The 25,185-nt window shown below is 58.2% G+C and carries 30 protein-coding genes; 3 read left to right on the forward strand and 27 right to left on the reverse strand.

Annotated features, from left to right (window positions below; all coding sequences use genetic code 11):
* Positions 1–6 precede the first annotated feature (6 nt).
* From G3N96_RS04605 to G3N96_RS04710, 22 genes are all read right to left on the reverse strand, one after another.
* Positions 7–273, reverse strand: a complete 267-nt coding sequence (locus tag G3N96_RS04605; RefSeq protein ID WP_206136401.1) for a hypothetical protein — start codon at positions 271–273, stop codon at positions 7–9.
* The gene (locus G3N96_RS04610; protein ID WP_206136402.1) at positions 270–980 is read right to left on the reverse strand and encodes a polymer-forming cytoskeletal protein; all 711 of its coding nucleotides are present in this window, start codon (positions 978–980) and stop codon (positions 270–272) included. The genes G3N96_RS04605 and G3N96_RS04610 overlap by 4 nt, the downstream gene beginning before the upstream one ends.
* Before the next feature lie 8 nt (positions 981–988).
* Positions 989–1,732 carry a hypothetical protein gene (locus G3N96_RS04615; RefSeq protein WP_206136403.1) on the reverse strand — a complete coding sequence of 248 codons (744 nt, stop codon included), beginning with the start codon at positions 1,730–1,732 and terminating at the stop codon, positions 989–991.
* A complete protein-coding gene (locus tag G3N96_RS04620; RefSeq protein WP_206136404.1) occupies positions 1,713–1,988 on the reverse strand; it encodes an HU family DNA-binding protein in 276 nt (91 codons plus the stop codon). Before G3N96_RS04620 ends, G3N96_RS04615 begins: the two co-directional genes overlap by 20 nt.
* A 190-nt stretch (positions 1,989–2,178) precedes the next feature.
* Positions 2,179–2,421 (reverse strand): hypothetical protein, encoded by a 243-nt coding sequence (locus G3N96_RS04625; protein ID WP_206136405.1) that lies wholly within the window; start codon positions 2,419–2,421, stop codon positions 2,179–2,181.
* Positions 2,422–2,515: 94 nt separating this feature from the next.
* Positions 2,516–3,139, reverse strand: a complete 624-nt coding sequence (locus tag G3N96_RS04630) for a hypothetical protein (RefSeq protein WP_206136406.1) — start codon at positions 3,137–3,139, stop codon at positions 2,516–2,518.
* 60 nt (positions 3,140–3,199) lie between these two features.
* Positions 3,200–3,496 carry a hypothetical protein gene (locus tag G3N96_RS04635; RefSeq protein WP_206136407.1) on the reverse strand — a complete coding sequence of 99 codons (297 nt, stop codon included), beginning with the start codon at positions 3,494–3,496 and terminating at the stop codon, positions 3,200–3,202.
* An 8-nt stretch (positions 3,497–3,504) separates the two neighbouring features.
* Positions 3,505–3,729, reverse strand: a complete 225-nt coding sequence (locus G3N96_RS04640) for a hypothetical protein (RefSeq protein WP_206136408.1) — start codon at positions 3,727–3,729, stop codon at positions 3,505–3,507.
* Positions 3,692–4,081 carry a hypothetical protein gene (locus tag G3N96_RS04645; protein ID WP_206136409.1) on the reverse strand — a complete coding sequence of 130 codons (390 nt, stop codon included), beginning with the start codon at positions 4,079–4,081 and terminating at the stop codon, positions 3,692–3,694. The genes G3N96_RS04640 and G3N96_RS04645 overlap by 38 nt, the downstream gene beginning before the upstream one ends.
* Positions 4,082–4,372: 291 nt before the next feature.
* The gene (locus G3N96_RS04650; protein WP_241022483.1) at positions 4,373–4,741 is read right to left on the reverse strand and encodes a hypothetical protein; all 369 of its coding nucleotides are present in this window, start codon (positions 4,739–4,741) and stop codon (positions 4,373–4,375) included.
* 20 nt (positions 4,742–4,761) lie between these two features.
* Positions 4,762–4,971: a hypothetical protein gene (locus G3N96_RS04655; protein ID WP_206136410.1), complete on the reverse strand. Its 210-nt coding sequence runs from the start codon at positions 4,969–4,971 to the stop codon at positions 4,762–4,764.
* Between the two features lie 28 nt (positions 4,972–4,999).
* Entirely contained in the window at positions 5,000–5,365 is a 366-nt protein-coding gene (locus G3N96_RS04660) for a hypothetical protein (protein WP_206136411.1), read from the reverse strand.
* Positions 5,366–5,497: 132 nt separating this feature from the next.
* Positions 5,498–5,725: a hypothetical protein gene (locus G3N96_RS04665; RefSeq protein ID WP_206136412.1), complete on the reverse strand. Its 228-nt coding sequence runs from the start codon at positions 5,723–5,725 to the stop codon at positions 5,498–5,500.
* Between the two features lie 154 nt (positions 5,726–5,879).
* A complete protein-coding gene (locus tag G3N96_RS04670; RefSeq protein WP_206136413.1) occupies positions 5,880–6,488 on the reverse strand; it encodes a hypothetical protein in 609 nt (202 codons plus the stop codon).
* A 21-nt stretch (positions 6,489–6,509) separates the two neighbouring features.
* Positions 6,510–7,028, reverse strand: coding sequence for a hypothetical protein (locus tag G3N96_RS04675; RefSeq protein ID WP_091924178.1), 519 nt, complete (start codon positions 7,026–7,028; stop codon positions 6,510–6,512).
* A complete protein-coding gene (locus tag G3N96_RS04680) occupies positions 7,025–8,248 on the reverse strand; it encodes a hypothetical protein (protein WP_206136414.1) in 1,224 nt (407 codons plus the stop codon). The genes G3N96_RS04675 and G3N96_RS04680 overlap by 4 nt, the downstream gene beginning before the upstream one ends.
* Positions 8,249–8,418: 170 nt before the next feature.
* Positions 8,419–8,958: a D-Ala-D-Ala carboxypeptidase family metallohydrolase gene (locus G3N96_RS04685; protein WP_206136415.1), complete on the reverse strand. Its 540-nt coding sequence runs from the start codon at positions 8,956–8,958 to the stop codon at positions 8,419–8,421.
* A complete protein-coding gene (locus tag G3N96_RS04690) occupies positions 8,958–11,843 on the reverse strand; it encodes a TraM recognition domain-containing protein (protein WP_206136416.1) in 2,886 nt (961 codons plus the stop codon). Before G3N96_RS04690 ends, G3N96_RS04685 begins: the two co-directional genes overlap by 1 nt.
* A gap of 36 nt (positions 11,844–11,879) precedes the next feature.
* The gene (locus G3N96_RS04695; RefSeq protein WP_206136417.1) at positions 11,880–12,890 is read right to left on the reverse strand and encodes a thioredoxin fold domain-containing protein; all 1,011 of its coding nucleotides are present in this window, start codon (positions 12,888–12,890) and stop codon (positions 11,880–11,882) included.
* Positions 12,874–13,989, reverse strand: a complete 1,116-nt coding sequence (locus G3N96_RS04700; RefSeq protein ID WP_206136418.1) for a conjugal transfer protein TrbA — start codon at positions 13,987–13,989, stop codon at positions 12,874–12,876. The genes G3N96_RS04695 and G3N96_RS04700 overlap by 17 nt, the downstream gene beginning before the upstream one ends.
* The gene (locus G3N96_RS04705) at positions 13,974–14,390 is read right to left on the reverse strand and encodes a lytic transglycosylase domain-containing protein (protein ID WP_206136419.1); all 417 of its coding nucleotides are present in this window, start codon (positions 14,388–14,390) and stop codon (positions 13,974–13,976) included. The genes G3N96_RS04700 and G3N96_RS04705 overlap by 16 nt, the downstream gene beginning before the upstream one ends.
* 11 nt (positions 14,391–14,401) lie before the next feature.
* The gene (locus G3N96_RS04710) at positions 14,402–14,857 is read right to left on the reverse strand and encodes a hypothetical protein (RefSeq protein ID WP_206136420.1); all 456 of its coding nucleotides are present in this window, start codon (positions 14,855–14,857) and stop codon (positions 14,402–14,404) included.
* A 47-nt stretch (positions 14,858–14,904) separates the two neighbouring features.
* Here G3N96_RS04710 and G3N96_RS04715 point away from each other — a divergent pair, with 47 nt between their 5' ends.
* The 3 genes from G3N96_RS04715 to G3N96_RS04725 all read left to right on the forward strand — a co-directional run bounded on the left by G3N96_RS04715 (position 14,905) and on the right by G3N96_RS04725 (position 17,821).
* Complete coding sequence (locus G3N96_RS04715; RefSeq protein ID WP_206136421.1) at positions 14,905–15,204, forward strand: hypothetical protein; 300 nt, start codon at positions 14,905–14,907, stop codon at positions 15,202–15,204.
* A 267-nt stretch (positions 15,205–15,471) separates the two neighbouring features.
* A complete protein-coding gene (locus G3N96_RS04720; protein ID WP_206136422.1) occupies positions 15,472–16,389 on the forward strand; it encodes a replication protein RepA in 918 nt (305 codons plus the stop codon).
* A 1,177-nt stretch (positions 16,390–17,566) separates the two neighbouring features.
* Positions 17,567–17,821, forward strand: coding sequence for a hypothetical protein (locus G3N96_RS04725; RefSeq protein WP_091924166.1), 255 nt, complete (start codon positions 17,567–17,569; stop codon positions 17,819–17,821).
* Between the two features lie 72 nt (positions 17,822–17,893).
* On the opposite strand, the gene G3N96_RS04730 is transcribed toward G3N96_RS04725, so the two are convergent.
* The 5 genes from G3N96_RS04730 to G3N96_RS04750 all read right to left on the reverse strand — a co-directional run bounded on the left by G3N96_RS04730 (position 17,894) and on the right by G3N96_RS04750 (position 25,173).
* A complete protein-coding gene (locus tag G3N96_RS04730; RefSeq protein WP_206136423.1) occupies positions 17,894–20,020 on the reverse strand; it encodes a DotA/TraY family protein in 2,127 nt (708 codons plus the stop codon).
* A gap of 150 nt (positions 20,021–20,170) precedes the next feature.
* The gene (locus G3N96_RS04735) at positions 20,171–20,689 is read right to left on the reverse strand and encodes a hypothetical protein (RefSeq protein WP_206136424.1); all 519 of its coding nucleotides are present in this window, start codon (positions 20,687–20,689) and stop codon (positions 20,171–20,173) included.
* Entirely contained in the window at positions 20,686–23,739 is a 3,054-nt protein-coding gene (locus tag G3N96_RS04740; RefSeq protein ID WP_206136425.1) for a hypothetical protein, read from the reverse strand. The genes G3N96_RS04735 and G3N96_RS04740 overlap by 4 nt, the downstream gene beginning before the upstream one ends.
* Positions 23,736–23,990 carry a hypothetical protein gene (locus tag G3N96_RS04745; RefSeq protein ID WP_143066212.1) on the reverse strand — a complete coding sequence of 85 codons (255 nt, stop codon included), beginning with the start codon at positions 23,988–23,990 and terminating at the stop codon, positions 23,736–23,738. The genes G3N96_RS04740 and G3N96_RS04745 overlap by 4 nt, the downstream gene beginning before the upstream one ends.
* Complete coding sequence (locus G3N96_RS04750; protein ID WP_206136426.1) at positions 23,974–25,173, reverse strand: hypothetical protein; 1,200 nt, start codon at positions 25,171–25,173, stop codon at positions 23,974–23,976. Before G3N96_RS04750 ends, G3N96_RS04745 begins: the two co-directional genes overlap by 17 nt.
* Positions 25,174–25,185 lie beyond the last annotated feature (12 nt).

A 25,185-nucleotide genomic window follows, 5' to 3' on the forward strand; every position in this document is an offset into this window, starting at 1 on the left:
CGTGCGTTACGAGGATGGCGCGCGCGAGGGTGCGCGCCGAGGTCTGCGAGCGAGCTTGATGCAGACGATGATGGCGACCGAGCCGACCATCCACAGGAGGCCAATCAGTGCCTGCGTGGCGCGGCTCACCACCACGTCATCGGCCAAGCTTCCATATAGGGCTTCGACGGACTCGCAGATGAACAGGAAATGTGGAAAGTGAATTTGCGCAAGAAGCGCGCATAGCGCGCTCCACGCCAGTAGCACCACTGATATCAGCAAGCGGTTAGTCACGCCACGCGCTCTTGTTCCGCCAACAGAACCGCGTGAAGTGCGGGTGCGGCAGTGGGCGCGATCACCGACGCGCCGTGGCTACCGTCGAGTACGTTCGGGACGGTGCGTGTCAGCATTCCGGTAACTGACGCGCCCTCCTTCATCGCCAGCGTCACGTACTGGATGTTTCCGTGGACGATCCCCGTTTCGAGAAGCACCACGCGATCGGCGAACACGTCGCCTTCGACCGTCCCGCCGATTACCGTGGTGCGCGCCCGAAGCGTGCCATGGATACCGCCAGTTGCAGTCAGCACCACCTGATGATCGCCTTCCTGCGTGACGTTACCCCGCACCACACACTGGAGCACGATGCTTTCCTCGATCGTCAGATCGCCGGTCAGTTGTGCCGCTGCGGGGATTACCGTGTGGATATCGGTTTCGCTTATGCGCGTAGGCAAACCATCGGGAATCTGCGGTACCGAGGCGGCAGGGATCGGCCTGGATACCGGAGCCGATGCGGACCCCGCTGCCGGGCTTTGACGCGGGGCAACATTGCTCGGTACGCGCGCGGGCGCATTGGTGCTTCCGGCCGACGGCGATTGCGCGCGCCTCGGCTGGTTTGCCGGCGCAGCCGGTGCTTCATTGACAGTCTGCATCCGCACTTCCGGTACAGTCCGGCGCACGAGCCCGAGACCGATGCCGACGCGAGTCAGGAAAGTTTTGGCCATCGCCTACCTCAATTCGTCACGTTGATGATTCGCCGGTTGGTGACGATCGATCTGCTTTCAGGGTCGATCGCCACGATCGCTTCGCCCTGTTGCAACGATTGCCCAACCGATAGCTTCTGGCCACCGATGCCGACCATGCCCTTTCCGAAGCCAGTCAGCCCCATCGCCTGAGCCGTCACCGTCTCGATCGGGAGTGATGCAACATCGATCGATGCCGTAGCCTTCGCGGCATCGGCCGCCTTGTGGACCGCCTTCGCGCCTTCGGTTACTTCGTCCTTGGCGGGTCGCGACGCGGCCGGCAGCTTCTGGATTGCCGCCACCTTCGCATCGACAACTTCCATGGCCGACGCCAAATCGGCAAGCTGCTGCCTACTCGATTCGGAGACTGCACGCCACGCGGCGATCTGAACAGCGCGGTCACGCCGCTCCTTCTCAAGCACGAGCAACACCTGGTCGGACGACGGGACACCGGTCGGTGTCTGCGAAGACCGAGCCATCTCACGAGTAGCCGGCTGCATCACGGGATGGCTGGCACCCGCTGCCGCGCGCGGGCGGTTTCCCTGCCCCTGGTAGTAAGTCCAACCCGCAAACGCGAGTCCGATGGCGACCAAGGCAATCACCAACTTGCCCAACGCAGTCATCTCTACCTTCGAGCCACCATAAAGCGCCGGGGCTTGGTCTCCCGGCAATGCATTTTCCGTTTCCATGCTCACCTTGCGGTTATCCGCCTGATTAGCGCTCCACAGCGTCACGCAACGCCTGAAGCGGCTTGATTTTCACGACCTGCCGAGCGGGCACCGGAACGACTGCACCGGTACGCGGATTGCGCGCTTTCCGAGGCGCTCGTTCGACCAGAGAGAAGGAACACAGCCGATGGATCTTCGCGTACCCGTCCCTGCGAATGCTCGTTGTCAAACCGTCGATCACTGCTTCGAGAGCGCTCGCGGCCCGAGCCTTTGATGAACCGGTCCGCTCCGCGATCAGGGCAACCACTTCGTCTTTCGTCATAGCCACCTCACGGTTTTACGTATCGCATGCACGATACGTATTTTTTAGCATATTCGCAATTCTTTGCCTGCCAGTCAAGAAAATTGGAGACCGTGCTTCACGGTAGGCAGATTCAGGCGTTCGCGGGAGTGTTGACCAGGAACGGAATGGTACTTCTGGCGGTAGGACGCACTGTGCGGACTTCCAATGTCTAACTAATCGTGCCCGCGCTTCGCCGCTGCCTCGCAACGGCCAACTGCGTGACGCCGACCATCAACGCGAACGAAGCGAAGACAATGACCATCAGTGCGAGAATGGTGCCAAAAAGCAGATGCCCACTTGAGAATTGCTCCACCATGCCGATTGCTGATACGAGCAACCAAAACAGGCTCGTGACGAACATGAATACGGACGCGCGTTGCGCCTTCCAGATGTATTTAATGTCTGCAAGCATCACCGTTTCCAATTTGCCAGTGCCGCGCATCGCGGCATATTTTTCGACTTAGGCGGCGTAGCGGGCTTTTGTCGCCTCGCCAGCGACCTTGGGGTTATTTGGTCGCGCCCACCAACTCCGCGGGGATCACCTGGAACGGCATGCCATGAGACGCGGCCCCCTTGATGACCGTCGCGATCATAGCGTCGGTCATTCCTTTCTGCAATTGCACCACCCCTCGCCCGGCTGCAAACTGTTCGCCGACCACCTCGAGCATGTTGACCTCCGACAACTCGACAACGCGATCCGCCTGCAAAGCAATGGTCTCCGCTTCGACCTCGCGCACCAAGTCGTCAAGAAACTCCGATGGTGTCGCTCGATTGCCAAGCAAAACGATGACGCCATCTCCGCAAGGAATCGATTGGAATGTGAGCACGACTTCCGCCCCATCCCCCGCTCGATGGAGCACTGACGACTGGCGTACAGACGGGTCGAACCTTGGGTGTGACGACACTCCATTCAACGACAACATGTTGTACGCGTAACGCCACATCGACATCGCGTCAGCCGCAGAGAGTGATATCGACGGCCACCCGTCATCGAGGCGCTCGCGCCCGAAAATCACCTTCGTCGTCACGATACCGTCACGCACGTCGCATCGTGCGAGATTCGCACCGTCAAGGAACGCACGGGCGATCATGCCGAATGCGCTGCTGTCGTCCACCGCAGTCTGTGTCATGAATTCTTCACTTTGTGAGGTTATTTGGTCGCGCTTCGACCTGCCAGTCTCGTCGCGTTTCTAGCAGAGCACCGTCTCGGTGCCTCCAACCGGTACCGCGCCTATGCGCTGCCACGAGAACTCTCCTTCCGAGGCAAGCTCGCGCACGCGCTCTTCGAATTCCTGCCCGGAATCGAATTCTTCACTCGCAGCGATGATCCGTACCACCTGGCGGGAGTCATCCAACGGCGTCTCCGTCACGAACTCGTGCCCCTCGACCTCGAAGTCACCATTCAGCGCTTCTTGCAACCGGTCGAGCGCGGCTCGCTTGTCCGCGGTCGGTTGATGAAAAAACAGCACCTCCAGAATGTCATACATGACGTAACTCACTCAGTTTGCAAATTATCGATCAGGGCCTTCGGACACTTCGGCAAACCGCGTAGCGCGTCATCGTCGCGACGCTTCCGATCAACGTTGTTGATCGTGCGGCTGATGTACTCCTCCGAGAAACCCCACCACAACGCGAGGGCCTTGTTCGACCACCCTTTGCGTCGCAAAAGCTCTTTCGCCTCGTCAGGCGTCAGAACCGGATACGTCGTTGCCTGTTTCATTGGCTCCTTCGTCAACAATCAATGAGTGGAGCGCGATGATACTCTGGCTATAGTCCCGCAATTCCTCGCCCGCTGCGCCGAAAATGACGGGCAATCTTGCTCCACTCAACGTGTAGACAACGGTCTCATCCCCCGGAAAGCGATGCCGAACGACTCCGACCAGCTTCTCACCCGAAAAGATGCCGACCGTCTTCCGATTCGTCAGCATGCGCATCGTCCGGTCGTCAAAGCCTTCAAGTTCCGACACATCGACCGGGCCCACGCGATACAGCATCACGATGGCTCGTTCCGCTTCAGAAAGCACGCGAGGAACAGGCCAGCAAATCGGCTCGTTTCGGCCGAACATTGTCACGTGATGTCGATTTCCCATCGCAATCAGGCGTCGCCGTCCGCACCGCAGTACGCGCAGTAACAGCGACCTTCCCCCATATGGCTAGAATCATCGCCACCGTATGCGGTGCCCGTGAAGTGCCACGAATGACCTCGCTCAGTCTCACACTCGAACTGTTCGAGCGTGAGGCCATGATCATCGCGCAGCCACCGGAGGATCGTCAGCGCGCGCGTGCTAGGGTGTGCAGCGCGCTCGCGCGCGTATATGCCCGCGATCATGCCAAATTCGGCAGCTTGAAGGAGAGTCCGCATATCAGCACCCCATGCGACGTTCAGCAGCAATTTCCGCCGCGATTTCGCGGGCAGCGCGTGCGTCCGCCGCGCGCTCGCGCAGATACAGCACATACTCGCGCTTTTCTCCGAACACCATGCGCGATACGTCGGGCACCTGCACCTTGCCCGTGCCGGCGCATGGCGCACATGCCACGTCATAGCCGCCGCTCATGTACGTGGCCTGCTCATCATGCGACATTTCGGCCCACTCGATCGACGTGATGCCGTTCGAGAAAGCTGAATGCTCGACGCGACCGTTGCCGGCGCAGCATTCGCAGATTTCCCACTTCAGGTGACGCGTGCGAAACATGATTGGCTCCATACTTGGATGATCACTGATGGCCCGCATACGCGGGCATGCTTTTTCAGTCAGCCGCGCAATTCCGGCGGTACCTCGTTGACCTTGTAGTGCGACCGTACCGCTGCGGCCTTGTGAGCTTCGCGCGGGGCCTCCAGCGGGCAGATGGCGAGGGGGCCGGCTGCATACTTGCGCTCGACCGCGCGCATGGCCGCGACATGGCTCGCACCTTGTACGTGGTCAATCAAACAACCCATGCTGTACACACTGAAGTCTTTCATTGTCGCTCTCATTTATCGGAGGCAGTCGTTATTCAACTTCCGCCGCCTTGAACCAGACGCGCTTGCCGACCGTGTGACCATCTGCTTCTGCCTTCCCTCTCGCCTTCTTGTTGGCTTCGCTCTTGTTCCGGGCCGCGATGCCGTCGTACCAGTAGCCGTCTACTTCGTCCCATGCGGGGAACTCGAACGTCATGTGTACGTTGTACGTCTTAAACGCCTGACCGCGCAGCGACTTCCGTGCGCGCCGAACATTCGTGACCTTGCGCAGGCCAAGCGCCGTCTCGACTTCCTCAAGCGTGCCGATGGTTTCGGGCCTGTCGTAGCCGTTGACGAATGCGTAGAACTTCCCGCTGTTCAACATCCCGATGCGCGGGTCGAGCTTGGCTGTGTTCATTGCGGTTTACCGTCTCGCTCACAATTCGATGATTCAATTATTGATCTATAGATCAATCATCGTCAAGCCATTTATTGATCTATAGATCAATTTATTCGCAACGCCGAGATCCAGAAATCGCACTGCGCGCTACTATTGCAAGCGATACACACGGCTCTCGCTGATACGAAGGTCTAGGGCGGACCATGCAGTTTGGGCGACCAACGCGCGCAGTTCGGCTTCAGCACCGTTGAACCATAGGCTGACGATGCCCGATGAGATGCGGTCAAGCTGCACACCGGGCAGCGACCGCAACTGATCATGCAGCTCGTCGGGAATTGCGTCCCGAACGCCGGGACACACCAAGCAGAACTTTTTCATCCCCATCTCCAGCGGGCACAATGCCCACCCTAGGAAATGGCGATGAGATCGGAATACCGGCAATCTTGTTACAAATTTCTTTTCTACTGGCACAAACAGAAAAGCCCCGCGCATCGATCGATGCCGGGGCTCGTTGAAGCGCTGCCGCGTTGCTCTATACGACGACGTCGATATCCGGATGAAAGCGCGCGGACGCCTGTTCGATGTGGTCGTAGCCCACTCGGAATGTCGTTGCAGTCAGCGGCCGGTCACTGAACGCGGTCAGCACAGGGTGCGTTACAACGTTGATGTGCGAGAACTGTTTCAGCTTCAACAGCCGCGGCAACAGATCAGGCCGACGCGCTACGAAGTCCGTGGGACGCGACCAGTCGTACTGATTCACGGCTGACGCCCCTTCTTCGTCCTTGACCCACTTTTGCCAGTGTTCCGCGATTTCGGCAATCAGGCTCTTGGAAACCCGGAACAGGTTGAGCACGTCATGTTGTGCCACAAGCTCGGGCGGAAGCACTTTGGTATAAATCGGTTGCGTGAAGCCGACCAGTAGATCGATGACGATCATTTCAAGCCGTTTGGCATCCGCATGCTGGCGAGCGTACATCAGGCCATCGAGTCGCTGATGACCGGACAGACCAGTGATATACCCACGTATCGACCGGGACAGCGGCAACGTGATGCCCTGAACGTCGATGCGCGCAGGCACACTGCCGGCCTTGTAGAAGAGCACCACCGTCACGTCGATACCAGGGCGCTTCGTTTTTATCATCACCCTTCCCCCAAACCTTCTTTAGCTCTCACGACGCCACGACCCCCGCGACAGCGGATCGCGAATACCGGCTCGATCCGCGACCTCCATCGCCACGCTTTCGAGCACGTTTCGCTTCTTCTTGCCCGACTCGGTAGGCAGGCGATCCAGCGCCTCCAGGAGGCGTTCCACCGGCTTGCTCACGTTACCTTGCCCATTCACCCACCGGTACACTGCTGCCGCCTCACGGCCAGTAGCTCCGGCAAAGCTCTTTTTGTCTTTCGGGTTATCCGGATCGTAGCCAAGATTGACCATGCGCTCCCGGATATTGATCACGCGCGTAATGGGCATCGTTTCCTTGGGATACCGCTCGTACAGAGTGACAAGCGCACACACGGTCGCGTCTTCTACTTCTTTTTCCGGATGCTTCTGAAGCTCTGCCCACGTTGCACGCTGCAAACCGAGCAGTTCGCATGCTGCGCTGATGGTGAGGCCGTGCTTGGTCCGCCACTTTTCCAGATCAAGTGATCGGATCGGTCCTTCCTTTGATTTTTGACTCATAGTTTCGGCACAGGCTTGGAAGCACTGTCTTTCTTGAAGAAGTCGCCCAGGTCATCCCCGTTCGTATCCGCTTCGAACTCGAACTCCGACTCGTCACTCAGCGCAGCGTCAACGACGGCAGATTGCGCGATCTCCTGCGCCTGCACCGGTTCGATGACGCCCTGCTCAACGAGCATATCCACTGCCGCGGCAACGGCCGGCGACAATGGCACGCCTTCCGCCGGCGTGTAATCCACAGGCACCGGAGCGCCCGTCGATTGACGGTAGTCGGCCATCGAGACGACGTTTGCCGGTGCAGGTGCGGTCGACGAATCGCGCTCAGGCATGGCTTCGGCCGGCTGCGCAGCCACCGCTTCCGCCTTGAACAGGAACTCCGTGTCGAGACCTTGCGCCGCAACGACAGCCCCAAGCTCTTCGCGGGTGTACACCCCGGCTTCGATTGCTCGAGCGCAGATCATGCCACGCGCTTTCGCGAGCGCGGCCAATGCCGTTTCCAGGCGCTTCAACTCGGCCACATGGCCTCGGATTTCAGAATTGGGATCTACGCGCTCTGCGATTACCCCGCCCCCGCTCTCGAGATCGGCACGGAACAGAGTCAACGCCGTTTCCTTGTCGATGCCGTGTTCACTGGCGAACGGCTCGATCATTTCCTCGATCTGCCTGCGAAGCTCGGCGCGTACCTCTCGCATCTGGCGAGTGTCGCCAAAGTTCTGCTGCAAGAACACGCGAAATGCCTGCCGACGACCAAGTTCGGGCATCGCAAGAGCCGTCTTCAACGAGTTCGGAAGCGTGTCGCCCACCGCCACATTGACCATCTCATCGATGGTCTGCCGGACACGATCAAGACTGGACTCGGGCAATCCGTCGATCACCAGTTCCTCTTCGGTCTCGGAAATGGTCGGAAACGGGCCACCCTGGGCCGACGTCGAGAGGCCATCTGGACGACTATTGTCTTCAACCGAGGAGGCGAAAAACTTGGAGGGAAGGATGACCCGGCAAAGGCGGGCAAAGAAGCGCCGGATTGCGGCGATCAGGCGCAGAAACAGACCGTCATCGTCGGATGCCACGCCAGGCGCGGCTTGCGCTCGTGCTGACAGGGCAGCCTTGTTGACATGAAGCGCCCCGCCAACTAGGGTTGCGATCGGTTTCTGGCTGAAAAATGACGGTGCCGAGGTTGCGCCGCCAGGATTTGGACCTTGTCCCGCAACACTGGAAACCATGCGGTACTCCGTTGTGGATTATGTATCGCATTGATTATACGCATCTAAGAGTGCGTTGCACACAATCCGTACAGCATCCCCAAGGGGGTAATTTCCCGCAATATTTTGTATGACCTTAGTGTGCGTTAGCGCACTGACGGCCCGGCAACCGTTTGCGCACCGCCCGCGCCCTACTTCGAGCGCCAGAAGACCACCCGCCCCCTCACGTCGGTATGAGTGAAATTTCGCGTGTAAAAGCCTACGCCACCCTGCTGAGACAAAAAAGCGAGCCGCCCCATGTACTCGCTTGAGACGGACGGTGAACTGAAGTCGCCGGCGCGGAACACCATGTTGGAATCAGGTAGGTGATAGGACGCGAGCGCTCCTTCGTAGTAGTCGTTCGTCGCCTTGGTTCTGAGTCCGGAATGGATATCGAACCGGGCATGCGTTCCGTAGGCTGCAAGCCACGCCTGCATCCACGACCACTGTTGCAGAAGTGACCAAGCTGGCGTCCCAACCACTCCAGCCCTCACATCGCGCAACATCCAGCAGATGGTCCGGAATCCTTCGTCTGTCGAGTAATCGACTTTCGCCTCGTCAGCACCCCGGCGGACCCATAACAGCGTGGGTACGGCCTGGCCTGCATGGTTGCTTGCCTGCGCGGGTTTGACCAAAGGGGCCAGTGCCGCGGAGGCAGCAAACGCCTTGCAAAACTCACGTCTTGTAATCATCAACTCCCCCTGCTTGCCGACCGGCTGATCGTTGCCTCGATGTTGCTGAACATGCTGTCCAGATCGGCTTCCGACATCTCATCCACCGGTTTGGTCCACTTCAGTTGAGCGGAGATCTCGGCCTCAGTGGTCTTCATGGATTCCACCGGGCTTTCGCTACCGAGCGCCTCTTCGATCTTCACCAAGGTATCGGCCGTCTTCTCCGTGAATCCGATCACAACCTCTTTCGCTTGCCGTTCGCCAATGTTTGCCGCGAGCACTGCGTCCAGATCGGCGACAACCTCCTCTGCGAATGCACCGGTCGGAGGCTGTTCGACCGTGTTCGTCACCGGATCGCGCTCTGCCATATCGGCAGAAACACCATCCACAGCACCCCCGTCCTCAAGCGGCTGGAAGCGCCGCAGGAAAGCGTCGAGATCGTCTGCCGCAGCCGGCATGCCATCCATCGGATCGGAAGCCGGCTCAACCGTCCTCGAAGCGGTGGAGGTTCCAGCGATCGCCGGAGGAACAATCTCGGCGGCATCGTAATCCGAAGGCACGAACGCCGCAGGATCAGTCTGTTTCGCTTCGGATGGAGCCTCGGTGAATTGCCGCACCAAGTCCTCGAAAGATTCGCCTTCCTTCGCTTTCTCCTGCAACGGGGGATCGTGATAGACCGGATTCCGCGTCCCATCCTGTACGGCGGAATCTCCGCTCACTGGACGAGCGAAAGCCATTGGCGCGTCATCCTCGTCCGGCACATCGATGGGCGGTGCATCATCCAGCGTTGCCGGATCTACCTCAATCGGCTCCCAATACCGACCGGCCTCATCAGCCTTATGCTTGCGCATCGCTGCGACGGCGGCGACGTAGTACGCGATGCCGCGATTGATCGCCGTCTCGTTCGGATTGTGTGTCTCGATCGCGCGATAGGTGTCGAGCAAGGCATCAGTAATCGGATCGATCGTTCCGATGTACGCCGGCGAACGGCCGAGACGGATCTTCTTCATGATCCGGTCGATTGTCGTGAATCGAGCATCCGCCTGATCGATCGGCTTCAGCTTTTCGGCCAGGTCTTCCCTCTTGGGTCGATCGACCTGCAGGAAGCGGTTCAACCGGAACGGCAGATCGGAAAACTTGCTTGAGAAGAACCACGTGAAGCTGCGCGCACGTGTCACCTGATCCTTGAAGATCAGGACTCCCTGCATTTCCTTCAGTGCCTTCAACTCTTGCAGTTCGATGCGATCACGCCGTTGGATCGAACCAGTAAGGTTCTGCCTGTAATTCGTGGAGGTGAAGTTGTTCACCGACCCCTCATAGGAGCCAGTTTCAACGGTAATCGCCTGCCCCGCGACCTTCTTGAAGACATCGAGTGTCTTGTCGGGATCTTCGAGAGCCAACGTGTACTTGATCTTCGTGTTGGCGATCATCGAATCGACTTCTTCCTTGTTCTCCCCTTTTGCCATTGCGGCAATATCTTGCCCCGCCGCGATCATCATGAAGCCCAGGCTTCGGGCCTGGGCGAACATGAGCGCGATACCCTCGGCAAAGTAGTAGCCGAGTTCGTCCATCGTGATGATGTACGGTGCCGGGGACTTCGTGGCCTTCGTATCGATGATGTCCTTGTACGTCCCTTCGAGCTTATGCCCGAGGTTCATTGCCATCATCAATCGAATGCTCGAAACAACGAGCTTGCCGAGGTTCGCCGCCTCCTGCGACGACTTCTCCAACGTCGGGATCATGACCACCAGAATGCGCCGGTTCAGCAGCACATCCATCATGTCCACTTCCGAATACTTGTCCTTGAAGATGTACCCGTAGGTGTCCATCAGCATGGACAGCGTGCGGGCATACTGGCCGGTCAAGTAGCCGTGCTGATCCCACACTGTTTGATCCCACTTATCCGGCTTGTCCGCCTGATCCGGCTTGAAGCCCGGCAAACCGGTTTCCAGGTATGCCTTGATCGGCAGGAACGCGAACTCAGGAATCTCCCCTTTCTTGCCCTTCAGGTACAACTTCACGAGATTCGGCAACGCCAGGTATTCCCGGATCACCCCGATCGAAAGCGTGATGTTGCCAACCGCGCGCTCGTAGCAAAGCGTCCGAATGAGCGCGTCCATCATGTTGACGGCCTTCTGCTGCCACTGTGCGCCGTCGCCGCTCGCCTTCGGCAGAAGGGACGACGAGAGTTGCGACAGGAAGTCCGGGCCACCTTCGAACCATGGATTCGTACCGTTCGAAGTCTTTTCGGTGGACTTCTTTTTCTTGTACGGGTCCGCACCGCCCGTCATGAAGTTCAAGACGAGATAATCGTCCTCTCGCCCGACGCGGCGACACAACGACCATACTGCCGCGTGCAGACTTGAATCGGCTTTACCGTCCGAGTAGAAGAATCCTGATCCCCACGCGAGAGCGTTGAAACACAGGCTCAGCAAGGTCACCGTTTTGCCGGAACCCGTGGTGCCCATCAGCAGCATATGGGTCCGCGCGTCGGAGTTGGTTACCCATAGCTCTTTGAGGTGCTCCGCTCTGTCGATGGAACGCTGATTCCCGAGGTAAAGGATGCCGTCTGCCTCGTTCCGCTCGACAATCTCGCCCTTTCCTTTTGGATTCGGCTTCTCGACATCGAGCGACGGATCGATACCTCCCAAGTCCTTCGGGTAGCGCATCGGCATTTCGTGTCGCTGCCACGAGAACCAAATTTGCAGCAACACCATGGCAATGGTGATCGGCAACCAGACGAAGGCCAGAACGCACGAAAACACCGCCATCGCGATCTGGAATCGTGCATAGGTGCGCGGGTGCGTCAACGATCCGCCGACACGTTCGAGGAACGTGCGCGGATCTAGCGTGATACGCCGTTGCGATAACTCCTGGCGTTGCGAGGTGCCGTATTGTTGTGCCATGCGCCGGTGGATTCGTGTCGGTTGCTCGTGCGGGTTTTACTTCTCGGCAGCTTGCAGCCGAATCATCTTGGCCGGTGCACCTTCCGGGAAGATGAAGCCCGTCCCGCTCACAACGCGCGGCGTCGAATTGAAGCCGAGTCGCTCGAACTGCTGCATGTTCGCCTTCACGCCGGTGTAGCCCGCGAGGCAATCGCTGCCTGCGGGGAACAACACACCGCCAACCGCTTGAGCCCATGCCCCCTGTTGGTCCTTGGCGCAGAGCGCATTGGCCGCAGCCATGCCGCGGTCATCCCCCTGATAGGCAACGGGCAGCACGTAGACGGAAAAGTCCTTTGCCAGATCGTCAATGTGCGCCTCGAACTGCTTGCAGGCAGGACAGTTCGGGTCCGAGTAGACATACAGGGTCTTTTCGGGCGGTTGATTGTCCAACCCGAAGTGAATCGACGCCATCTGCGAGACATTGGACACCGCGGCAGCATGGGACGCATCAGCAACGGGCGTGCCAGCGCTCGCGGCTTGAGGGAGCGGACTGCTCTGGACGGCCGACGGGCCACCCATGGTCCCCGCCGCGCGCATAATCGCGTTCAGGGCTTCGAGAGAGCCGTTGTGGGAATCGAGATAGCGCACCATCGCCATCCCCACCGCGAGCACGATAAACGGTACGCCAACATATCGCAGGAACGTTCGCCACGCACGTTTGCGCCGCTCATTGACCACGTACCGACGAAGCGATCGATGCACCATCAACCACGCCGCGTCGGCTTCATCCTTCGTATGAAACCGCTCCAGGACCACGATCTTCTCGTCGCCGGCCACCTCGCTGACGAACGTCAGCGCATGCATCGCGTAGCCCTCGTCACCTTCCTTCGGTTCGGCCGACGACACCATGAACGCCCCCGTTGCCGCCGCATCGCCACTCGCGTACTTGGTGCGCGAAATTGCCTTGATGAAGCCGGTTTGCATGAACGACGTGAACACTGTTCCGTCCGGTTCGATCAGCACGCAATCTTTCGGCATCGGAGCGTTTCTTTCAAGACTGAGTCTCATTTGGATTCCTTAGCGTAAATTCGTTTTTCGTCGGTGCATCAAGGATGCCGGTCTCTTCGAGGTATTGCTGGAGCCCCTTGATCGCATCATCAACGTGCGGATCAGTAAGCACACAGTTGTTGTCCCACGCCACTTCCTCGGCTTGCATTTGATTGAAGACGCCGGCCGACTCCATGAACGGCACCTTCCGACCAGCGGTGTTCAACGGATACCAAAGCGCGCGATCCAACGGCTTAAGCCAAATGAAGTTTGACGACGGAAGCACGCCCATCTGCCTGGACTCGATAAGCAGCGCCATCAGTAGCGTCCTCGGATACGGATGCTTCATCAGCCATTTCTTCGCCGGCTTCGCGCCCGCGCATCGCTCAAACGCTTCGCGCGCCAACGAAAAATCCGGCTTCGACTTGACGTTGACCGCGCTATAGTTGAGCGCATCAATCAATGCCTGCGAAGCCTTCGTGTCCTTGAAGAAAACCCGTAGCCCGAAGATCGCGAATAGTGCTTTCTCGTGTGCTTTCAGTTTCGACAGCGACTTGACCGGTTTACCTAACTGCCCGACCAACAGGTCTCTTGTCAGGTCGAACTCCAATCGCTCATTGACGATCAACCCATGCTCAGCAACCCACTCTTCGGGATGCATGGACGAGGCCCATTCAGGTGAAGGATCATCCGTCAGGTCGCGCTGAAGGATAGGGGCAACAGCAGAGAACGACTTGCTCTGCACCTCAAGAAGCGATTGCACGGTATGGACGCGCGTCGCGAGAACGACCGGATGCCGCGAAGCTTTCCACGCGATCCAAACGCTCAATCCAATGGGGATCACGACGTAGAACGCGCCGATTTGCCATCCAAGAATGAATACTTCCTTGAACGTCATCACTCGCGCGTAGCGGAAATAGAGAACCAGTCGCCCCTTCAATCCGTCGGCCGTGTCCGAAAGGTACGAAATTGGCATGACTTCGTAAGCCTTCCAGATGAGCAGCTTCTGAGTGATTGCCTCGTGCTTGAGGTGCCACATCAGTACCATCGCGACACCGAAAATGATGGCCGATAGGATGACGAGCGGAGCCGAGCTACGATTGCTTACCTGATCTGGCATCCGAACCTCTCTGCTTCCGTGGCGACCTTTCTGACGTACCTGTCATGTTCTCCGGGAGTCCGGCTGTGATAACGCCCGACGCCAGTCCAGAAGTCACCCGACGCATTGATCTCGTATCGGATGATGTAGGCCGCACCATTCACCGCAAGGCACGCGTTGTTGGCAAACTGCGTCGCTGAAATACCGAAGTTCCGCTGGAAATAGTTGATCCACACCGTGTTGATCTGCGTGATGCCATAGTCCTTCGTGCCGTTGCGGTTGGCGCGCACGATGCCGGGGCTAAGATTGCCCGACGACTCGACTTCATGGACGGCTCTCAAGATGCAGGACGGAACCGAATACTTCTGTTCAGCCTGCACTACGCACGCCTGGAACGACTGTTCCTGAACGGGGAACGGCATGTATGGCATCGCTATTGCCTCGCCTCGATTTCGGCGATGCAGGCGAGCACGTTCTCGATCTTTTCCGGACTAAAAATCATCGCGTACTCACCGCCCTTTCGAATCAGATCGAGCCGCTGGTTTGCTTCTGGCAACGTCTCGATGTGGTGCGGCCACTTCAGTTCGATCTCGATTGCAACCGGAATCGCTTCACTGAACGGGACCAGCCGAAAGAACCTGTTCAGCTCAGCGTGACAAGCCTCCATCTGATCGCGATCCATCGCCCGGACGATCTCGACCATACGAACGGCCGCGGACCGCACTGCCTTGCGTGGCTTTGCTGTGTCATATCCATGTGCATCATCAATTCGGCGCGCAACCATCCGACCGACTTCGGAAGTCATCAGGTCGATTAGATCGCTGCGCGGGTTTCCAAGGCCACGGACCATTGTGCTAGGATCGGTTTGCAGATTGCGTATAGTAGTCATGATACGTAATTCCGTCAATTTTTTGCCTACCAGTCAAGGAGGTTCCGGTGAACGCACCGATCAAACCCAAGCTGAAGCCCCGTTCCGAGCAGCCCGTCAGCACGCAACCGACGCCGGTCATCAAGCCGTCCGCGATTGCTCGCGCAGTCGTGTCTGAACTGGAACGCGGCGAAACAGAAGGACTGAATCACCTCGCCACACTCGGCGGCCTCGGACTGCTCGCTGAAATTGCCCACTTCGGCGAGCACATCGCGGGCTCGTCCCAAACCGTCGTATCCGATCGCACCGCCAAAGCGATCGACCCGCGTAACCAGATCGATCCCCGCAAGCGCTTCATCCCCCGCTAAATCTCGAGCCTCGGCCGCGCTCCCTCGTCCCCGAAAACCAACGCGCGATAACATGACCGCGTTGCACGCGCGCTTCAGTCCGTGCGGCCGTTCGCGCCGTTGTGCAGCGCGCTATTCCGGCCTAATCCCTGCAATATCCCGCCCGGCCACTTGGCGATTCACAATCATTTGACGTATGATCTACCTTGACATAATGGATCGAATTTTGTAGATTCCGTATCGTTGTATCTATACAGAATCTTTTGAGCCGCCTCGGGAGCATTGCTCATGTCCGAAACCACTTCACTAGCACGTCAAAGCGTCCATCGCAGCGCCAAGATCATCGACACGTCCACGGATATCCTCTCCGCAGAGCCGCGGGACGACGAAAAGGCTTTCGGCGCAAAGTGCCTGGTCTCGGCATCCCTCCCGTATCGCAATCCCAAGCCAGAGCAGCTTACAAATGGCGCCTGGGTCCGGAAGAACGGCGACTACACCCTGTGGATTCAGGGCGACCCGCTTAAGGGCATTCCGTTCGGGACGTACCCACGCTTGTTTGTAATCTGGCTGACTTCGGAAGCCGTTCGAACAGGCAGCCGGCGTATCAGCACCGGAGGCAACTTCGCCGAGTTCTGCCGCAAACTGAATATCGACCGTAGCCGGGGAAAGAACGGGGCTGGCCGTCGCCTCATCGATCAGGCTGACCGCTTGCTCAACGCCCGTGCGGCGTTCATCACTGGCGACCTGGACACGGCGAAGATGAAGCGGACCGATCTGCTGCAATTCGCCGAAGATTTCACGCTGTTTTTCGACCAAAACGAGCACGAGCGTCAGGATTCGCTGTTCCAAAGCGAGATCACCCTGACGGAGAAGTTCTTCAACGAGATCACCGCGCATTGCATTCCGCTGGATCTTCGTGCAGTCCTCGCATTGCAGCAATCGCCGCTTGAACTGGACATCTACCAGTGGCTCGCCTACCGGATGTTCTCGCTGAAAACCTCCTCGCGCCCGACATGGCAACAGCTTTATAACCAGTTCGGCTCGAGCTACGGGCGTCTGCGTGACTTCCGCGCTGATTTCCTCAAGGCGCTCAATTCGGTCAAGGCTGTCTACCCACGGCTCAACGTGGACTACAGCGAAAGTGGCCTCGTCCTCCTGCCATCGCCCACACCGGTCGCACCCCGCCTCGAAGTCGTCAACCGCTGAGACCCTCAGTCCCTGAGGTTATTTGGTCGCGCCCCCCCCGCGCGACTCGCGCCCTATTGCGTCCCGCTCCGCAGCGCGCCTGCGCGAAAGTAAGCACTCACCCCCATCCTTCTGATCGAAAGCAAGCGCTCACGCCGTTTCGATGAGGTTATTTGGTCGCGCCCCCCCTCCCGGAGACAGGTGACGCAGAATCGACGCACCTTCGACGCACCCTAACTTTCAGGCCACGCCGACAATCTGAGGTTATTTGGTCGCGCCTGCCCACGCATGTCGAGGTTATTTGGTCGCGCTATGCGCCTTGGGGTTATCTAGTCGCGCCCCGCCTGAGGTTATTTGGTCGCGCAGGGAGGAGTTGAGGTTATCTGGTCGCGCAGGGGTTATCTGGTCGCGCATGAGGTTAAATGGTCGCGCCCTTGTCCGAGCCCGGTTGAGGTTATCTAGTCGCGCCTCGCCCTGTGGATAAACCCTGTGGATAGGCCGATTTATTCAGGGTTAATTGGTCGCGCCGTTATAAGTTATCCGGGGTGAATTAGTCGCGGCCCTGAGGTGAATTAGTCGCGGGTATGAGGTTAATTGGTCGCGCTCATGAGGTTAAATGGTCGCGCGGATCTCTTGCAAACCCATGCCAGTATTGGGTTTGCGGCGGTCTCAAGTAGTTTACGCCTATAGGTTTACCCTGTTGGTTTACAAATAATTATCTCTATGCAACTAGTAAGACGCAGTTTTCTGTGAATAAGTCAGTGGTCAATTGGCCTATGGATTTGTGGATAGCCCTGCTACGCAGGGTACCCGCCTAACCGCTTCGCGGTTCCCTGTTGACAGGGATGGACAACCCTTCGGGTTGCCCACTCCCTGCCAACAGGTCGGCGGCTATCCACAGATCCACAGGCTTCGACCACGAATAAGATAGAAAACCTTGACCACCGATCGCAAAGTGACATGAGGGCGCGACTTGAGTGAGCCACCAAAACGGCCGGTATGCCGATCTTCGCGGTCTCTTAAGGGGAAGGGACGGGTGAAGTGCTCCGAAGCCCGCCTCGACCGTTCTACGCAGCATATAGGCGATACGAAACGACGCGAATCGCTGTGATTTGCTAAATTGGATGTTGCGAGGACCGAAAACCTTGCGCTATAGTTCAAACCAAGCCGATCGTTCGGCACATCGCAGGAGCGAAAAATGGACGCAGTGATTTTTGGTCGGGCACAGGCGGCGCATCGTAGCGCAGAGCAGTGGAAAGCCTACGCCGAAAACCTTGAGCGTCAGCTTCGCATCAGCCAAGCGAACGCTGCGGGGATGGAAGCGTTGAAGGACGCCGCGATCAAGGAAATCGCACGTGTGGACCCACGCAGCTACTTGCTCGTGCAGCAGAACCGGCAACGGATCTTCGACGGCGGTTTCAATCCCGTTGCGAACGGTAAGCGCGCTGCGTAAGCAACCGACCGAGCCGAGTAATGAAAAAGCCCGCTGACCGCGGGCTTTTCGCTTTTTGACAGGCGCGTTGCGCTACACATCCATCTTGCCGACAGGCGTACCACGCGTTGGACCGGCAGGCGTGCCGGGGCCACCACCGCCGAGAGATGTGCCAAGCCCGCGGGCATTGCTGCCGCCGTGCCCGACACCCGCACCGAAGAGCCGGTTCACACGATCCTCAAGCTCGGGCATCCGCGATGCCATCTGGCCACCAACCCACGAGAACACCTGGTCAGGAACGATGTGGATGAGGCTGAACGTACTGTTGCACAACGTTTGGCACATACCGACATAGAGGACGATAAAGCCAACGATACTCACCAGGCCCGTGACAGAGTCGTACTGCGCATTCTGCATGGCCACGCCGAACATCGTATTCAGCAGCGTTCCCAACACTACGACGCCGGCTCCCGCCAGGACGAAGCCGATCTCCATGAAAACCGGCCGGAACATGACGTTGAGCAGAAAGATGTAGCCGTGCGTCGGGCGCTGGCCCATACCCTCACCTTCGCCGTCCAAGTGCGTCATCGCCCATAGAGGCGATGCAACCATCGACTCGCCGACTACGGCGTACCACGACAGCACGCCGCTGAACCAGATGATGAACGGGAGCATAGGAATATAGATCGAGAGCATCGCGCCAAAGAAGAACAGCGTGATGCACATGATCACGATAAACGGTGCCAATGCACTGAGGACACCTTTTGCCGCACCCTTGGCTGCCCCGAGCATGCCACCAGTCGCCACGTCACCGACAACGCCCAGAACAGTGCCTACATTGGACTCCGAAGCACCCTCCAATCCCTTCACGACGGCATACGCTCCAAGCGCAAACCAGCCAGCATCGAGAATGTAGTCTCCGAGATTCTTCATGCCTATGAGCGGATTGGTCGACCCCCCCGGCCCTTGGCCCGTGTTCAGATTGATAGCCATCTTTACAAGCTGCTGGCCGGGAAAGATTTTCGTGATCAAGTTCTTCGGGTCCGTTGTACCTGTGGTCAGGTCGCTGACCATGCTTTGCGTGGTCGATGTCGATGTTGATGCACCCTGCTGGTTTTGCTGCTCGTATGCTGCGCTCACCTTGCGGTATAGCTGCGGGTACGGCATGTTGTGGGGATCAGTGCCGGGTACGGCGGCGGCCGTCGCGTTTGCAAGTGCAGTTACTTGCGAGTTCGCCTGGGCGAAAGTTTGATACCAAGCGCCCATCATGATCCAGCCGTCGCGTTTCAGGTTCGACTGGATTACGCTCGACAATCCGCTGATCGCATTCGAGGAATTCGATATCGCATCCGTAATCGTCTTCTCGTACTGGAGAGCGGCTTGGTTGATCGTGTTCTGCGGATCGGCCGGCTGGCTTTGGCCATTCACGGCCGACACGTAAGCTTGCGCCGCGGCCGACAACGTGGACTGGAGCGTGGTCAGCGCGCTCTGATGAGCGCTCAACATCTGCGAGTTGATCGAGCTGGGGTCGAGCGAATAGGCGGCCATACCATCTGACGACGGTAGCGTGGACGGTTTAGCGATTCTGATTTCAGCGCCGCCGCACGAGAGTCCTCGCTTGTTCATGAGCACGACCTTGTTGCTGGTCGTGATCGCGTTGAAATTTTCGGCCGCATCGACGGACACGCCGCTGTCGTTTGGCATGTTCGCGATCGCCGTATTGGCAGATTGCGCGCAGAGGTTCGCTTCAAAGAGAGCCTTCGCGAGAGTCGTTGCCTGCGGTGAGGCTGGCGTTGCGATCATCGATCCACCGCTGTTGAGAACGGACACGGCCGCGTCGAGCGAGAGATTCGCAATCCCGACGCCAATCATGGTTCCCCAAAGCATCACCATCTGCGCGCCACAATATCCTCCGAAGATGGGCACCAGGCCCGTGAAGCCGACACCCATGCGGATGATGAACCACGGGGACGATTTCTTCTGTCCCATGAACTCGCCATCCTGCCCGGTGGCGATCATTGCGGAGCCAAAGTGATACATGGCCCAAATCGCGCCGACGGCAAGCATGCATGCGTTCAGCACGAGGAAAAGCTGCGCAATCATTCCGCCCGATCCACCGCCGGTCGCAAGCGGGTTGTGTACCACCGACCCGTAGACCAGTTCCAGTAGCGACATGGACTTGTCGCCGCCACGGTTTGCCGCATTCTGGATGTCGCCCATGGAAACGGACGATTGAGCAGACGCGGCCATGGAGGTTGCAAACAAGCTGAACGCTGCCGCTCTTGCTCCCCACCTTCTCGGTAATGGCTTCATTGGTCTTCCTCTTGTGTATCGATATAACGATACGAATATATCAGGACATAGGATCGCCTAGAAAAGGCGCGGATTCAGTACTCGCTTCAGCACACCGCTCGTGGCGAAGAACTTCCGGAAACCGCCAAGCGGTTCGTCAGGCGAAGCCCGTCCGGTTTCCATCTGCCATAGACGGTGCTCGTACTTGACGGCGAGCATCAGGCAAAAGAGGACGAACAGCCCGCCGAGGAATGTCCCGAAATAGTTCCCTCCCAATGTGCTGCCGAACAGAAACGCCGCCGAAACAGTGGCAATGGCAAGGAAGAAGCGCTTGTGCCTGACGCATGACAGTTCGATCGCCTCGAGTGGCAGGGACTCGGCTGTCCGTTTGGCAAGGGCTTCGTTGTACGTTACGACGCGAGGATCTTTGCGCTGCTCTGCCAACTGACGGTTCCGGTCAGCAAGCGTCTTGGCCCCTAACCGGATATTCTCCTTCAGGGATGCGGCCGCCTTGTAAATCGGGTAGCCAGGGACAAGCGAAAGCAGTCCGAAGCGAACTACCCTACCTGCGCGGCTACGTTGCTTTCTATCGCTCATGCTGCGCGCTCCGTTTGCGTGTCAAGGTGGTACTTCACGATCAGTTCATTGGCGACCGTGTCGATGATGTTGTCGTCATCCTTCGCGCCCTGTTCAGCTTGCCGGGCTTCCATGTATTGCGCGGCACTTCCACTCGGAAATTCCTTGGCGAGAATCTTTCGTGCGAGAGCGGGCGCCATGCGCTTATACAGCCGCCGGCGAAGCCCGACATCCTTCGCCGTGGTCGAGAACGCCCACAACTCGATTGCACCAGGCGCGTTGTGAAGCACCTGCGTTACCACGCCGCTCTTCGTCTGATGCCACACGAGGAATTTGCCGGCACCGCGCACATCACGCTTCAACGCCTGGATTGCCGAATCCGACAGACCGAACATGTCCTTCGCCTCCTTCCGCGACTTCTCACTGCCGGCGTTCATGATGTAGACCGAGAAAGCGGATTCGGTAATCGATTCGCCGTCCGTCTCGAAGTCGGTCATGAACTGAGAGGCGAGTGATACGCGGATTCCGTGCTTGCGCCCTTCTCGGCGATCGAGTGAGAGCAAACGCCGAATGGACTTCTTACCCGCTGTCCGGTGAAGCTCGTCCATGCACATCGCCTTCATCTCGTCCTTGATGTCCTCGTACTTTTGCTTGTGGGTCTCGTGGTAGATCGAGGGGGCAAGCTCGGAAATGTCTTCCGGCAAGTAGTATTGGCGTGCAGCGATCTGACGCGCGAAAACGAACATGATCTCGGCTCGCCGTTCACCTGTCTCACCAGATCCTCGCGTCACCTCTTCCAGATCGAGCGCCACCACTCGCGATTGATCGCTCAGCTCGAATCTCGTATGCGATGCGATGATCGGGAAATCGCGGAGCGCCGACGTTATAACCATTCCCATGGCGTCCAACAGGTCCATCCCGTTCTCGACCTTCGCCTTGGAGTCCTCCTTCGGTGAAAAGATTGAGCGAACGCTCTCCGCGCCGAGAGCTTCGATAACGTCCGACAGCACCGGGACTGCAAACCGTTGGGCAAGTCGCGACTCACGCGTTTTCCCTGCAACGGTCAGGGCATCAGTCACATTCCACCAGGACGTGTACTCATCGTGGTGGAAACCGATCGATTCCAGAGCAGCATCGACATCTGCATCGATCGTCGGCTCATAACGCTTCTCAGATCCCGGTGAGGAATATTTCTGATACACCTCGTCCACGAGCATCCCGGCCAGTTCAGGCGCGTTCGCGTAGGGCTCCTTCTTTCCGACCGGTGTCGCGAGCGCGGTCAACAAAGACACCAGATACTCGCGATCCATTTCGGTTGGATGCCGGCAACCGGGTAGCGTATCGAACGGATTGATCGCGAACTCGGCATTGTTCTTGAGTCGAATGTAGATGGCTTCGTGTTTGCGGTCGTCCGGCAATGCGTTCTGCAGAAGCTCGATGAGCCCACTCGAACTCACACCCACGTCGATGATCGTGATCAGCGGGAGGCGGCGAAGGCCCGGCGACAATATCGCGCCGAGATTGAGCGTGTTGAGCCACACAGACTTGCCCGAGCCCATGATTGCCCAGATCAGGTCGATCCAGGCAGTCTGCAACGAGGAGTTCGGCTGGAACGGGTACACCTTACCGTCCAAGGTTCGCAGCAGAATTGAGCCACCGGCCCACCATGGTGAGGCTGCACGTTGAATCGGCAACAGGCGAACGATGTCCGACAAAGGCGGAATCAGCTTAGGAGCGACTGACTTATCGGTGAAGCCCGGAACGGTCGACGCAAGGCCTTGGATAGGATCACCAGTGTCCGTGCTGATCTGCGATACGCCCCACCCCTGCATCGCGCTCACCAGTGCCGATAGACGGTCCTCGCACGTTTTCTTGTCCGGACCCCATGTTGAGGCAGTGATTCGAACGGTGACGATGCATTCATTGTTTTGTCGCGCCTGTTCAATCGCATCGAACGACCGCTTGATAGCCTTGTTCGTACTGCCCAAGAAGCCGATAACGCTGACCATCACGTTCTTGAATTTGTTCGCTTCTAGGCCGCCGGGCTCGATTGAGAATTTGATCCGCCAAGGAATGTCCTTCCCGACACGATTGAACAGCATCATGAAGTCGTGGATCTCCTGCGGACCCACCTCCATGTAAGCAGAGCCGTGATATTCGCCGTTGACGTACACGTAGTCGCCATCGGCGTGAATCTTCCCGGAACACATCTGCTCCTGAAGCCTCGGCAAGTAGTAGCCACTGGGGGAGCCATTACGCATATCGCGAGGAGTGAACTTGTCACCAGGAAGTACGGGCTTCCACTTGTGGTCCGTACGCCGACGATCATACGACTGGCGGATTGCTCTCGCGGCTTGGTGCGTGGATAGTCTTTCGACGTGTAGCTTCGCGTGCAGGAAATCGCGCTCCATTGCATCGACGAACGTTTCGTGGCGATGCAGCAGCCCCTTCAGAATCGCGGTTACGGACTGCGCTTCCAGCATCGGCTGAACCTTGCTTTCCTTAATGCGCAGCTTGTGCGTCTCCATCTCCCGTTTCAACTCGTCGGGAGCCATCGAAGACAGGTGTGTGTAAAGCATCACGTAGCATGACTCATGAGAGCAAAGATCGGCCACGCGATCGCACCGATCGTCCAGCATGTCCTTCAGGTCAAGACCGATGCGGTCACAGGTGTCGTATGCCGGTTGCATCAGGTTCTTGACCTTCGACCGGATCATGTCCGGGTCGCGCTCAAACGAGATCTCCACAGAGTGGCCGGCTTTCTGGAAGTAAGAGGTCATCGCGCGACGAAGATCGTCAGTGATCTGCTCGAACTCGGCGTCTCCTACTACGTCCATCGAACCTGTCAATTCGAAGACAGTCAGCATTGCACATTGCCGCGTGATGAGGATGTACGGACGCGCCCCTTTCGGGTCCATCGCGGCCATCTGCTTCGCCCGTGGGTCATCAGGATCAAGGCCAATGGCGGTCTCAAGCTGGCAGTACGACGGCAGATCTGCACCGAGTGCGTGGCTCGATACCCACGCGATCAGCGACTCCACATTGTCCAGAACGGTTGATACGATGGTCATGGATTCGATCTCCGGCGCATAATTTCTTGACGCATGGTTTGAACTGCTTTCGTTTCTGTTAGGACTCTCGCGATATCGGGATCGGCTGCTGCTGACTTGCTGATCACCATCGTCGCGTGCATCGCTCGGTCGGACATAGGCAATTCGGCGATCTTGTCCAATCTGAGCAAATCTCCCGAGCGAATCGCTGCTGCGCACATCACCTCGGCGAGCATGGCGAAGTCGAGGGGTTCGTTATCCGGTGGCAGCATGGACGTCGTCCTCCTGGATGAGGCGGTTGAAGTTCGGGCAGACCACTTGGTTCTCGACAGCGAACTCCAGCGCGCGGAATAGCTCGGAACGAAGCAGACGAACTCGCACCGCGCCGGCGGAATAGCCGGTCACGGTAAAGCCTTGATCGAGGGCCTTCTTCGCAAGCGAGAAGCACAACGCGCGATCTGCCGCGCGAAGCCACACCGCTCGCGGAGTCAGCGACTTCTTTTTCAAGAGACGGTTGTATTCGTCGGTCGCCAGCGACACCCAATGGTTTTCCGCGAGAAGGCCAGCCGAGTAGGACAACTCCATCAGCGGATCTTCCACCAAGGTCCGCGGAAGCTGCATCCGTTCGTGCAGTGCCTTGTATTCAGCAGAGCGGAATACGGACTTGATCTCGATCGGCGCGAAGCGAGATAACCAGATCAGTTCCGGATGGGACACCCATTCGCGCAGAACCATACGAGACGCAACCTTCTGGCCGAATGCAGCGAGTGCCGCGTATTCGGAGTCGGCGCGGGTCATGTCCATTACGACTTCGGCAAGAATCGGCGTGTCATGCTTTAGGCAGAAGGCCAGGCGTTCGCGTTGACTGACTGGCAGCTTCACTTCCGATACGTGTTCCCACGCATCATCCGGAATCGGGCAGGAAAGTATCTTCTTGGCGTGAGCCAACCGGTTCATTCGCAGTGTCAGGAAAACCGAATTCGGAACGAAGTCTGCTCGTGTGATTGCCGAATCGGTTTGATATGCAGCGCGCAGCGCGCGTTCGAGCGCTGGATTGTTCGATGGATACACATCCCGCGGGAATCGCGACTTGATGTTCTCATGCAGCGAGTCGGCGTTCGCAATCTCGCCGGCCTTCCATTCATAGCTGGCTGCCGCGAGTTTGAATACGCGTGAGGCGACCTCCGACAAAACCGGTGCCGCGTCGACTGCATGTGCTCCCGCCAGCTCGTAACCGAGATCGGCGGCGATCTGATGGACCTGCGTGCGGAGAAAGGTGTTCCCGCGCAAGTTGTGGACGTTCCGATGCCCGAGCGTTATGAACTGCCCGTAGTCGGCGTTCGTTATCCAGATAACGTTGTTCGCTAGGTCGGACGGCTGCCGAACATGCGTCGGTGTCGAGCCGTTGACGGAAGCATGCCCCGAGGTGCATTCCTTCGGGTTGTCGTACAGCATGATGCCGATCTC

The sequence above is a fragment of the Burkholderia sp. Se-20373 genome (genome assembly GCF_017104705.1).
GTDB lineage: Bacteria > Pseudomonadota > Gammaproteobacteria > Burkholderiales > Burkholderiaceae > Burkholderia.